The 12,624-nt window shown below is 41.9% G+C and carries 11 protein-coding genes; 2 read left to right on the top strand and 9 right to left on the bottom strand.

The genetic code is table 11. From position 1 onward, the window contains the following. Nucleotides 1–39 precede the first annotated feature (39 nt). Together KYJ26_RS21260 and KYJ26_RS21255 are read right to left on the bottom strand one after the other, a co-directional pair. Complete coding sequence (locus KYJ26_RS21260) at nt 40–1,254, bottom strand: MFS transporter (protein WP_257475182.1); 1,215 nt, start codon at nt 1,252–1,254, stop codon at nt 40–42. A 118-nt stretch (nt 1,255–1,372) separates the two neighbouring features. Next, nucleotides 1,373–1,888 (bottom strand): YhcN/YlaJ family sporulation lipoprotein, encoded by a 516-nt coding sequence (locus tag KYJ26_RS21255; protein ID WP_219169808.1) that lies wholly within the window; start codon nt 1,886–1,888, stop codon nt 1,373–1,375. 136 nt (nt 1,889–2,024) lie between these two features. Here KYJ26_RS21255 and KYJ26_RS21250 point away from each other — a divergent pair, with 136 nt between their 5' ends. Next, nucleotides 2,025–2,753 (top strand): ZIP family metal transporter, encoded by a 729-nt coding sequence (locus tag KYJ26_RS21250; RefSeq protein ID WP_219169807.1) that lies wholly within the window; start codon nt 2,025–2,027, stop codon nt 2,751–2,753. 46 nt (nt 2,754–2,799) lie between these two features. Here the strand turns inward: KYJ26_RS21250 and KYJ26_RS21245 are convergent, their stop codons facing one another. From KYJ26_RS21245 to KYJ26_RS21235, 3 genes are all read right to left on the bottom strand, one after another. After that, nucleotides 2,800–4,731, bottom strand: coding sequence for an endonuclease MutS2 (locus KYJ26_RS21245; RefSeq protein WP_219169806.1), 1,932 nt, complete (start codon nt 4,729–4,731; stop codon nt 2,800–2,802). Between the two features lie 427 nt (nt 4,732–5,158). Continuing rightward, a complete protein-coding gene (locus KYJ26_RS21240; RefSeq protein WP_219169805.1) occupies nt 5,159–5,587 on the bottom strand; it encodes a DUF4395 domain-containing protein in 429 nt (142 codons plus the stop codon). Between the two features lie 150 nt (nt 5,588–5,737). Then, nucleotides 5,738–5,923 (bottom strand): YkvA family protein, encoded by a 186-nt coding sequence (locus KYJ26_RS21235; protein WP_308807582.1) that lies wholly within the window; start codon nt 5,921–5,923, stop codon nt 5,738–5,740. Between the two features lie 525 nt (nt 5,924–6,448). On the opposite strand from KYJ26_RS21235, the gene KYJ26_RS21230 reads away from it, so the two are divergent. Then, entirely contained in the window at nt 6,449–8,050 is a 1,602-nt protein-coding gene (locus tag KYJ26_RS21230) for an ABC-F family ATP-binding cassette domain-containing protein (protein ID WP_219169801.1), read from the top strand. Between the two features lie 53 nt (nt 8,051–8,103). Here KYJ26_RS21230 and recQ read toward each other — a convergent pair whose 3' ends face one another. The 4 genes from recQ to KYJ26_RS21215 all read right to left on the bottom strand — a co-directional run bounded on the left by recQ (nt 8,104) and on the right by KYJ26_RS21215 (nt 12,585). Next, entirely contained in the window at nt 8,104–10,233 is a 2,130-nt protein-coding gene (gene recQ, locus KYJ26_RS21225; protein ID WP_219169799.1) for a DNA helicase RecQ, read from the bottom strand. Nucleotides 10,234–10,359: 126 nt separating this feature from the next. Further along, nucleotides 10,360–11,961, bottom strand: a complete 1,602-nt coding sequence (locus KYJ26_RS21220) for an amidohydrolase (RefSeq protein ID WP_257475181.1) — start codon at nt 11,959–11,961, stop codon at nt 10,360–10,362. Between the two features lie 118 nt (nt 11,962–12,079). Next, nucleotides 12,080–12,214: a hypothetical protein gene (locus KYJ26_RS24125; protein ID WP_257475180.1), complete on the bottom strand. Its 135-nt coding sequence runs from the start codon at nt 12,212–12,214 to the stop codon at nt 12,080–12,082. 155 nt (nt 12,215–12,369) lie between these two features. Continuing rightward, nucleotides 12,370–12,585 (bottom strand): cold-inducible protein YdjO-related protein, encoded by a 216-nt coding sequence (locus KYJ26_RS21215; RefSeq protein WP_034758928.1) that lies wholly within the window; start codon nt 12,583–12,585, stop codon nt 12,370–12,372. Nucleotides 12,586–12,624 lie beyond the last annotated feature (39 nt).

The following is a 12,624-nucleotide window of genomic DNA, read 5'->3' as shown; positions in this document are numbered from 1 at the left end:
TGCCTTCGAAAACTTCAAGGCATCTTCCCTTCTTTATCGTTACTTATGAAAGCTTCGAACGGTTTTGTCAGAGGGTAGGAAGAAAGTCATCATACCGAGCAGGGGAAGGAAGCTGCATAGGATCATCACAAATCGAATGGTGAATAAATCGGCAAGACCCCCAAATAAGACGGCTCCAACCGCTCCCATTCCAAACGCCAGGCCAACGGTCAAACCTGACACCATCCCAATCTTACTTGGCAAAAGTTCCTGGGCATACACGACAATGACACTGAAGCTTGATGACAATATAAGCCCTATACAAAAAATGAATGGATAAACCATGTCCAAAGACAAGTAAGGTAATGCGAGGGTCAATGGTGCGGCACCAATCATGGAAAAAAAGATGATATTTCTTTTTCCAAAACGATCAGCTAACGGTCCTCCTAAGAAGGTCCCCAGTACCCCGGCAAACATAAAAACAAATATGTACGCTTGTGCTTCTTTAATGGAAAGACCATAGTCTTCAATCAAATAAAACTGATAGTAATTTGAAATCCCGGCACCGTACCATGATCTTGAAAATACAAGAAAAACCACGAATACCATGGCCCACTTCACTTTTGGATGAATCGACATTTTTGTTGAAGCAGGTTTCTTCCTATAATCCATTCTCTCATTCGAACGGAGTCTCTCTGAATACCAGGCAGACACACGAAGTAACACTAACACGCCTATGATTGCCACGATGGTGAACCACAACGCTCCTTTTTGTCCAAAAGGAACAAAAATAAAGGCTGTTATCAACGGCGCCAGTGATTGACCGGTATTTCCTCCGACCTGATAAATCGATTGTGCAAGCCCCCTTCGGTTTCCCGCTGCCAAGTAGGCTACCCGTGACCCTTCCGGATGGAAAATGGCAGATCCAAACCCGATAAACAATACGGATACGATAATCCAAATAAAATGACCGGATAATGCAAAGCCTATCAATCCCGTTAAGCTCGACAACATCCCTAATGGCAGTAAATAAGGTCTCGCTCGAATATCGGCATAGTAACCAAATACGGGTTGTAATAAAGAGGATGTCATATTGAGCGCAAATGCGATCCAGCCAATTTGCGTGTAACTAAGCTGCAATGATTCTTCAATGATTGGAAACATAGCCGGCACCACAGCCTGAAGGGTATCGTTAATAAAATGACCCGAACTGATCGCTAAGAGAATGCCATAAATAGTAGGATTTACTGCTGGCTTTGTCAGTGTTTGTGCCAAGCTGTCCTCCCCTTTCAAAATTATTTCGCTCCTCTAAATAGTATACTGAAAAACCCATTCATTTCCTATGGAAAATAAAAAAAGCCGAACCAAGTTCGACTTTTCCCCCAATCAATTATTAGCCTCTATTCGGGAATACCCGCTTTACCATATCAGCTATTTCTTCACCAAATCCTTCGATTGGTTTCCCATTTTCCGCTTTATCGGCATAGTCCCTCATCCGGTCAATGAAATCAGGATTAGTTGAAACATACACATTATTAATACTTCCATTTGCATTCTTCACTTGATCTGAGATTTTTTTCTCCAATTCCTTCGATACATTTCCATTCCTCTTATCTTCAAGTACAGCAGCTACATATGCATTTTGATCAGTTGTAAGCACATATGCGCTTTTTACTTCTTTAAGTTCAGCTACTTTATCCGCTTCTTTGTCAGCAAGAGAATAGTTTTCCCTCATCGTACCGTCATTCATATAATCACGGTTCGCCTGATCATTCTTATAATTGACCCTCTCCAGATTCCGGTTGTTCATCTGCTGTCCTTCTTCGTTCATGTTATTGCTCGTACCACAACCTGAAGCCAAAGTCATGAACACCAATCCCATAAGGGAAATCAATAGATATTTTTTCATTCGAATGCCTCCTAAATTTGATTCACCCTTACTATCCCCACACCAATTTAAATCTATTCAGGATTTATTACGTGTTTAATTCTTTATTCAATTAGGGAAAACTCACAATGAATGATTTATCAGGGAGGTGTGAGAGATGTTTCAGGCAGCTTTATGGGGAGGCGCAGCCAGTCTATCTTTATTAATCGGGGCCTTTATGGGAATTTATCTACATATTCCGAAGCGGGTTGTAGCGTTTATTATGGCCTTAGGAACGGGATTGATCATCGGTTCCGCTACCTTTGATCTCTTAAGTGAGGCAGAAGGAAGAGCAAATCTACTTTATTTAATATCCATGTTTCTGTTAGGTGCCCTTATCTTTACATTATTCGAAATTTTCATCTCTAAAAAAGGTGGAAGCGAAAGGAAGCGTTCTAAGAAAAACCCTCACAATCATTCAGGGCTGGCCATCTATGTAGGAACGATAATGGATGCCATTCCTGAATCCATCATTATCGGCGTAAGCTTTATTGAAAGTCAATCCATGCCATGGGTATTCATCACCGCTATCTTCATCAGTAATTTACCCGAATCATTATCAAGCAGTATCGGGTTAAAGCTCGATCAGTACAGTACGAGGAAAATTCTATTTCTATGGGGAAGTGTGGTCATGCTTTCCTCTCTCAGTTCTTTACTCGGTTATGTATTTTTGGAGAATGCACCTGAAAGCACTTCCTACCTGATTGGAGCCTTCGGTGCCGGTGGCTTGCTCGCAATGGTTTCCTCCACCATGATGCCTGAAGCATATGAAGAAGGTGGTCCCATTGTCGGCTTCCTTTCCTCCTTAGGGATTATTCTCTCCTTTATTTTGACCCATTTGTCATAGGATTCATGGAGCGAATAAAAAAAACGCACCTGGGTGCGTTTTTTTTTTATTCTTCATGGTTGATGGTCAATCCGTCTATAAATCTTTTACCCATGAGTTTATCTTTTTTCCGATTTTCCTTGCTGTTAAAGATGATATCGAAGTCATAATTCTCAGGATATAACTCCTTGGCAGGCACATAGAGCCGGAGTCGTTTATGATTCACGATTATTTTCATCCCTTTCACCTGCACCGTGTAATTCCCTTTATCATCAGGACCCTCGAATACAATTCCGAACTCTCCATCGGGTGAAATCTTGACATTATCACCTTTAGAAAAAAGCGTGATTCCGTGGTTTTCTTTCTTGGTCTTCCTTTTCACCCTTGTACTGTGTTTATTTACGATGACCTGCTTATCCATTTCCTTTCTCAGATGAAAGTCAACATCATTTAAACTGTATTCTCTACTCTCCTTATAGGTGATTTCATGGGCTTTCTCAATGATTTCCGGATGCATCCCCAACTTTAAAGCAATAGAGAATGCCTGACTTTCTCCCCCTTGACCGACGACAAGCTTATACGTCGGCTGCAAAGTATCGATGTTAAACTCCATACTGCCATTCATAAAGCCCTCATGTTCTTCTGCAAAATATTTGATCTCACTATAGTGGGTAGTGGCAAGAATTGTAGCCCCCTTTTCATACAATTGATTCAAAATGGCTGTGGCGAGACCCATTCCTTCTAAAGGATCAGTACCGGAGCCGAGCTCATCCAACAGAACGAGGGAACGGTCGTTGGTATCCGTTAAAATGCCGATTACATTTTTGATATGTGAGCTGAATGTACTTAAGTTCTGCTGCAGACTTTGCCCATCCCCGATATCCAAGAGGATTTGCTGGTACAAGCTGATTTCACTCCCTTCCCCTGCCGGAATGTGAAGACCGCACTGGGTCATGAGGGTTAGCAGACCGACCGTTTTGATGGTGACGGTTTTCCCTCCCGTATTGGGTCCAGTAATGACCAATGCATGAAAGCCTTCCCCCATCTTGATGGAAAGGGGGACCGCCTGTTTCCCCAATAGAGGATGTACGGCATTTATCAAGTGTATTCGTTGGTCTTCATTCAGGATTGCCTTCACTCCATCATAAGAACGGCTATATTTCGCTTTGGCAAACAATACATCGTAATGGACCATCGTTTCAATCGCGAGTTTTAATTGCGGTTCGAACGATTGAACCATTCCCGTCAATGTCCATAGAATATTTTCAACTTCACGATCTTCTTCGAATTTAATAGTGAGAAGCTGGTCCTGTTGTGTACTTAATTCTTCCGGTTCAATATAAAGGGTTGAACCGGAAGCTGAAGAATCCAAGACCGTCCCTTTCAACTTCCCCCTGAATTCTTTCTTGATCGGGATGACATATCTGCCGTTTCGCTGACTCACGATCGATTCTTGAAGGAAGGATTTATATTTTGCCGATTTTACGATCGATTGTATTTTATCCTTCAATCGATCTTCTTGAATCCCCAATTGCTTTCGAATCCTCAGTAATTCTTTACTTGCATAATCGTCCACTCTGCCATTTCGGATGCATCGATTGATTTCCTCTCCAAGATCTGGAATGTCTTCAATGGAATAAACGTATGATGAAACCCTCGGTGCCAGCCATTGTTTGTCATCCATGTATTTCTTAAGCTTTTTACATGCATCCAGAAAATAATACAACCCCATGAGCTGATCGGGTCTAAGCGGTACTCCTTTGTTCAGGCTTGCTATTATGTTCTCTACACCATCTAATGCATGGATCGGTACACTGGCACTTTTCTCGAGTATGTGTACGGCTTCCGTCACCTCATCCAGCAGCATGTCAACCTGGCGGATATTGGTCGACGGCCGTAAGTTCATCAATTTCTTTTTCCCTTCTTCTGTAAGGGCAAACCCCATCAAATTTTCTTTCACTGAGTTGAATTCCAGTGTTTGAAACGTCTTTTCATTCATTTTATTTTCCTCCATATAAACAAAAATAGACCACAACGAACAATGTCCATTGTGGTCTTCCTTCACTCGTATACAATCCACCCTATCATATAATGATCGCCGATTTGCAAGCACGTATATCCTTCAACTCCAAACGGTTGAAAAAACGAGGTGACTTGCGAAATTGCGCACAAAAAGAGCTGTGCACAAAGACACAGCTCTCCTGATAAAAGGTTGAGTATGCTATGACCATTGTTCTTAACTACATTTTGAAGGCACAGTTAAATAAGCTTCATCAATAGCCCATTTTCTAAGCCATTGCCTGCAAAATGTCCGTATTCATTTCACGGTTAGTTAAGAACGACACCTAACATATAACATACTCCCTTTGTATACACTATTTCATTCATGTTTAGTTTACGTTGTATTCCATCTATTTGTCAATAGGTTACTGTAAAGATCGCTTGTATTGGAACCTTTTCCATTGAAAACGGATGAAACAGCCAATGCAAAAACCTGCAAGAGCAACGGATGCGGCCATGAAGACCATTCCCGAAAAGATATAGTAAGCTGTGCTCCATCCTGCCGTGGAACTTAAGATGGCAGCTCCTAAGCAACTCACCGCAATGATATTATTAAACTGCTGTTGATCGGCATCTTCCTGGTGGTAAGCGGAAGGTTCTTTCTTTAAGAACAACTTCCCGGTCTTGATGACTGGATTGTAATTGAATAGTAATGCCGATATCCCAACTATGAATGGAAGCAATAAGAAATACTCTATTTGAATCACCCATGAAATGGCAACAGTTGAAACGATAAATCCTTGATTGAGTTGAACTAATGGTCTTGGTATTGAATTTATTCTACCTGAACCCATTCTAATTCATACCTTTCTTATTGGAATTATAGTAATTACAGTGTAGTGCATATACGAAAAAAAATCAAAAGAAAAAACCGGGAACAGCTGCCCATTTTTCGGCTGCTCCCGATTTCTATATCATATTAATAGAACAGTATTCTCTTTTCCTCATTTCGTTGTTAACTCATATCTCCTTTGTAACTCCTCTGGAGCCATCTTCACAATCATCTGAAGGATGAAGGTAAACACTGCCAGATCATCAACTATTCCCAATAAGACAAAAACATCCGGAATCAGATCCAGAGGCAGCCAAAAATAAAAGGCGACCACCCCCACCGATAAACCCTTCTTCACAGGCGAAACATCCCGGGACCGAAAAAAATCCACCAAAAAAGGAACCGACCTCCGAACATTAAAAAGAAACCTCACCCGCTTCACAAACCTTATCATACCTCATCACCTGTCTGTTTGTTTATAACGTTATCATAGCACACAAATAAAAATGGAGAGAATCTGCTATCAACGAGCATGGATTTTTGGCTCATTTCCCCAAGTGGAACAGAGACCCGGGCACAAATGCATTTGTGCCCGGGTCTCTGTTCCACTTGGGGCCCTTTCAGCTTTGCTGAAAGGCGAGGGAAACATCCGTTTCCCTCGAATGAGCCAAAAATCACTCCCATACGAAGCTATCTCCCTTTGCTTCTATATATAATTTCCATTACCCATCCTTCTTTTCACACCTGATGAGCCTCCATGGTAAGACCCTCTCCCTAATGTAAACACCCCGTAAATTTATCACTGTTCCTGCCATCACTCTATCTTTTTAGCTTACTCGCGTGTTATAATCTTTTAGATTGAGTATTAGGAGGTATATTATATATGATTCAGGTTTCAGATGTAAGCTTACGTTTCGGTGATAGAAAATTATTCGAAGACGTGAATATAAAGTTTAATCCAGGGAATTGCTACGGTCTTATCGGAGCAAACGGTGCTGGTAAATCAACATTCTTAAAGATTCTTTCAGGAGAAATCGAAGCGCAGACCGGCCATGTATCGATGGGATCAGGTGAGCGCCTTGCTGTCTTAAAGCAGGATCACTTTGAATATGAAGAATATGAAGTGCTAAAAGTCGTCATCATGGGGCATACCCGTTTATATGAAGTCATGCAGGAGAAAGATGCCATCTACATGAAAGAAGATTTTTCTGACGAAGACGGCATGAGAGCGGCAGAATTAGAAGGTGAATTCGCCGAGCTGAACGGTTGGGAAGCTGAATCCGAAGCTGCCATCCTATTAAAAGGCTTGGGGATCAATGAAGATCTTCACTCGAAACAAATGTCCGAACTGACCGGTGGAGAAAAAGTAAAAGTATTATTAGCACAGGCACTATTCGGAAAACCCGATGTCCTGTTACTGGATGAGCCTACCAACCACTTGGACATCCAAGCAATTCAATGGCTTGAAGACTTCTTAATCAACTTTGAAAACACGGTCATCGTCGTATCCCATGACCGTCATTTCTTAAACAAGGTATGTACACATATTGCCGACCTTGATTTCGGAAAAATTCAAGTATATGTAGGGAACTACGATTTCTGGTATGAGTCAAGCCAATTAGCACTGAAAATGGCTCAGGACCAAAATAAGAAAAAAGAAGAAAAAATCAAGGAGCTTCAGGCTTTCGTTGCCAGATTTAGTGCAAACGCATCTAAATCCAAACAAGCCACTTCCCGGAAGAAATCCTTGGAAAAAATATCATTGGATGACATCAAGCCAAGCTCCCGTCGTTACCCGTACGTACAATTCAAGCCGGAACGTGAAATCGGAAACGATGTTCTTCGTGTGGAAGGTCTCACAAAAACGGTTGACGGTGTAAAGGTCTTAAACAATGTTTCTTTCATCATGAATAAAGAAGACAAAATTGCCCTGGTCGGCACTAATGAAATCGCCAAATCCACCCTTTTCAAAATCCTTGCCGGAGAAATGGAACCGGACAGCGGCACGTTCAAATGGGGTGTAACAACTTCACAAGCTTACTTCCCAAATGACAACTCCAAGTACTTTGAAGGTAGTGAACCTTCCCTTGTCGATTGGTTACGTCAATACTCACCGGAAGATGAGAGTGAAACATTCCTTCGCGGATTCTTAGGCCGCATGCTCTTCTCAGGAGAAGAAGTATTGAAGAAGCCGAGTGTTCTATCTGGTGGGGAAAAAGTCCGCTGTATGTTATCCAAGATGATGTTGAGCGGATCAAATGTTCTACTATTGGATGAACCGACGAACCACTTGGATTTGGAATCCATCACCGCATTGAATAATGGGTTGATCAATTTCAAGGGTGCTATGATCTTCGCATCCCATGACCATCAGTTCATTCAAACGATCGCCAATCGTATTATCGAGATCACAGAAGAAGGTGTCATCGATAAAGAAACGACATATGATGAATTCCTGGAAATGAAAGCTGCAATGAAAGCTTAATACTGACAAGAAAAAGCAGGCTGCCTGAAGGGCGCCTGCTTTTTTTCATTTTCTTACTGATGCTGTCCGTGTTTAACCAAGTATCCTTTAATTTGGAAATAGCTTATATGTTTAGGCAATTCTTCTTTAATGGGTTTCAGGAGGTCCGTCCCTGCTTTCGAGACCGCCTCTTCAATCAGAGCTTCTTCTTCTTCTGTAAAAAGAATGGTCCAGTCGTCCGTAATGCCTTCTTGATAAGAACGGATGATGTGATTTTCTATCGTTGCCGTCGTCATCCCACGCTCTTTCGCAATGGCTTTTAAGTTCATGTTATTGTTAAACAACTCATAACTGATTAAATGGGACGCTGTATCGGACTGACTCGTCTTCCGTGGTCGTGAAGGCTTGACAACCTCGACTTCATGTTCAGGATTCTCACGTAAAAAAGCGGAGATTTCTTTTAAGAAAATTTCCCCATACCGATTCAGCTTGTTTTCACCGACCCCGCTGACATGCATGAATTCCTCTGATGTTCTCGGTTTCTTCACACACATGTCCTGAAGCGACTTATCAGAGAAAATGACGAAAGGTGGCACTTCTTCTGAATCCGCAATCGATTTACGGAGTGTCCGCAACGTCTGGAACAATTCATCTTCTCTGGTAATGATGGCTGTAACTGTAGGCTGTACCTTTCTCGTAACGCTTCTTTCCCCCATCAATACCTCTTTGCCTCTAGAGGAAACCCTGAGGATAGGAAAGCTCCCCCCTTCTACTTGAATGACACCCTCTGAAATCAGATAATCGATGAACAGGCCGACTTCCTTCTGGGATTGTTCTTTCATCAATCCATATGTGGATAACCGGTCGAACCCCCAATCCAGGATCTTTTTATTCTTAGAACCCGTGAGTACTCCGCTGATGAGTGAGGTACCGAACCTTTCATTCATCCGCATCATGCACGATAAAACCATTTGTGCCTCTCTCGTTACATCCTCAGATTCCCTATCATCCAGGCAATTGCTGCAATGGCCGCATGCTTCGTCTATCTGTTCACCGAAATACGCTAAAATATAGTTTTGCAGACACGCTTCTGTATGGACAAAGTCAATCATATCCCGCAGTTTCTGCATCTCATTATCATGCTGCTCCTGATTTACAATGTTCTGGTCGATGATGTACCTCTGAGTTTGAATATCCTGAGGTGAAAATAATAAGATACATTCACTGTCTACTCCATCACGGCCAGCCCTGCCCGCTTCCTGATAATATCCCTCCATATTCTTAGGGATTTGATAGTGAATACAAAAGCGAACGTTCGATTTATTGATCCCCATCCCGAATGCATTAGTAGCAATCATGATCGTGTTAGAATCATTCAGGAAGGCTTCCTGTTGTTCCTGCCTTACTGCATCAGACAGGCCTCCATGATATTTCCCGACAGAGAAACCCTTTTTCTCAAGATGCATAAAAAGATTTTCAACTTCCTTGCGTGTAGCACAGTAAATGATTCCGGAATGCTGATGATTCTTCTTTACATACCTTTCCACCCATCGCTTTCGGTCTTCCCCCTTCACTACCTGAAAGAACAAGTTCGTCCTCTGAAATCCAGTTAACACTTTATATTGATCCGGAATATGTAGGTGATGAAGGATATCCTCCTGAACTTGAGGAGTAGCGGTTGCTGTGAGTGCAAGGATTGTGGGGGTTGAATGAAGCTGGCTCACTGCCTTGTAGATGCCTAAGTAGCTTGGTCTAAAATCATGGCCCCATTGAGATAAACAGTGTGCTTCATCTACAGCCACAAGGGGGATGGGCAATGTATTGAGAAAACGGACGAATCCATATGATTCTAATCTCTCAGGAGCGATATAAACGAGCTTATATTCCCCTAAAGAAATCTCTTCCATTCTATTCTCTACTTCACTGGTTGATAACGTGCTATTAATATAGGTAGCCGGAATCCCTTGGTGTATTAATGAATCAACCTGGTCTTTCATCAGGGATATGAGAGGGGAGATCACTAGGGTTACACCATCAAGCATCAGTGCCGGGATTTGATAACATAGAGACTTCCCCCCACCCGTCGGCATGATACCGACCGTGTTTTTCCCGTCTATTATGTATTGAATAATACGTTCCTGACCGTTCCTAAATTCATCATAACCAAAGTACTGCTTTAATACCTGTTTTGCTTCTGCAATCACGAGCTTCCCTCCATAAATAACATTCTTATCCCTATATTTTATTAAAGATAAGTGGACGTGCCAATAGGAAGTCGATAAGTTTCCAGAAAAAAAGCCCCCTGAACCCAGTGAGGCTTTGACATTTGCTTATACGGAATACACCTTCTTACCATCATGCCAGGTTTCCACCACCCTGATGTTGTTCAGATCATCACTTGCAACTTCCAAAGGATGTCGATCCAGCAAGATGAAGTCGGCGCGTTCCCCCGCGGAGATAGATCCTGAATTATGAGGTTCATTTAATTCAATAAGGGTAGGCATGGACGTGTATCCGCGATATGCCTCATTTACCGTCAGCTTCTCCTGAGGCTGCCATCCTCCTTCAGGTCTACCGGAGAGATCGGTCCTGTTGACGGCTGCAAACATACCTTCGAACGGATCAATGGAGCCGATAGGCAAGTCAGAGCTTAATGTGTAAGGGATATCATGATTGATGATGCTTTTGAACGCATCGCAATAGGGAGCCAAATCTTCACCGACCCATTTCTCCTTTTGATCCCATTCTCCCATTAAGAAAGAAGGCTGGGTTTCAATAGTGGGTTTAATTTTTCCCAGACGGTACAGTAAGTCCTCACCTAATGTCTGGGCATGAATAATTCTGTGGTGATAGGTATTGGTCCGGGCTTCATCCTGTTCCAATGCCGTAATGGCCTGTTCTACGGCTTTATCACCGATGGCATGCATGGCCACCTGCATTCGATTTTCGCTTGCCAGCCTGATCAATTCATTTAACTCTTCTTGAGAATAAATCAAATTACCGGTTGTATCAGGCTGGTCCTTATATGGAATCCTCATGGCAGAAGTATGAAGGCGCTGAGTCCCATCCAGGAAGATTTTCACTGCGCCTACCTTAACATGATCGCTCCCTTCACCCGTGCGGTGAGGATGACGTTCAAGAAAATCCTGCAGATGTTCTTTCTTAAAGATGTAATGATGCAAATAAACTCTTATTGGCAACTCTCCCTCTTTCTCCAACCCGCTATAGGCCGTCCATAGCCGGTCATAGGACCCGATGAAATTCAAGTCATCCGTGTGTATGGTTGTGATTCCGTGTTTAAGCATGTGGGGGATCCCCTGTTTAATTGCCTCCTTAGCATCATCAGAACTTCGGCCACGGAAATGATGCTTGATGTAATGAACGGCACTGTCTTTAAACCGCCCTGTCCATTCCCCATGATCGTCTGTTTCTTTGAAAGCATCAGGAATGTCCTTAAATTCATCTTCTTCCTTTAGTAAATCCAGCACTTTATGATTCACGACGCACTCATGACCGTCTTGATGAAGAAAAAACATGTACGTATGTAAATGCAGTTCATCCAGGTCCTTTCCTGTCAGCAGGTCTTGTCGATCTTTAAAGTTGCTATCATCAAGACCCCTTCCAACAACCCAGTCCCCTTCTTCCATTTTTGGGTAATATTCGTGCACTTCATTTTTCATTTCTTCCCAGCTTTCTACATGCCTGAGATCCAATTCTCTCTTCATTAATCCATACCGTAAAAAGTGCATATGTGAATCATGAAATGCAGGGGACAAAACCCTTTCCATCCCATCGACTACGTCTTCCGTTTTACTTGGTAATTCTCCTTCAATGACTTCACCTATTCGACCCTCTTCAATCGTTACACTGTATTTTTTAGTGGGATCTTTATACACCAAACCGTCATACAATCGGACATTCGTTAATTTCAATGGATACTTCCTCCTTAAAGTGGATAATGGGATAGTTTTCCTTTACCTCATTAAGATGGGATTAAACATAAAAAAACTGTACATATGATATTCATTCACATGTACAGTCTTCATCATATTAGAACCACTTGACTGTTTTTTCTTCCTTATTTGAGTCAACAGGTTTAGACAGCTTCCAAAAGCCGTCCCACACAGTTTCTTTACGGTCATTTTCAACGGATGGACTTTTCACTTCTTTCTCTTTCTTGGACATGGTGCTCCCTCCTTTAATACATAAATACATTACATACTATTCAAATGTAAAAAAAGAGTTTAATAAATTTAAAGTATTTATTTGATGTAAAGGTAATCATATATGCAACAAAGATGTAAAAAGAACCAATCGATTGATTGGTTCTTTAGGATTGATCATGATGATTTCATTGTGGGATGGGGATTATCCACCACTTGCAACACTTTTGTGGAAGTCACCATATCTTCTTTACAAAGCGGACACTTAGGTGTATCTTCACTTTTAAAATTATCTCTCATCCAGCCCTTACAATCTTCAGCGGAACAAGCCCAAATCTTTGTTTCCTCTGTTTTGATTTCTTCCTCAACTTGATTTCTACGACCAAAAGCCATTGAACGTCCTCCTTTAAGGTAAGTAGGATTTTCTTGCTA

It is taken from the genome of Rossellomorea orangium (assembly GCF_019334305.1).
In the GTDB taxonomy this organism is placed as follows: domain Bacteria; phylum Bacillota; class Bacilli; order Bacillales; family Bacillaceae_B; genus Rossellomorea.
This window is presented reverse-complemented; position numbering and strand designations above follow the sequence as displayed.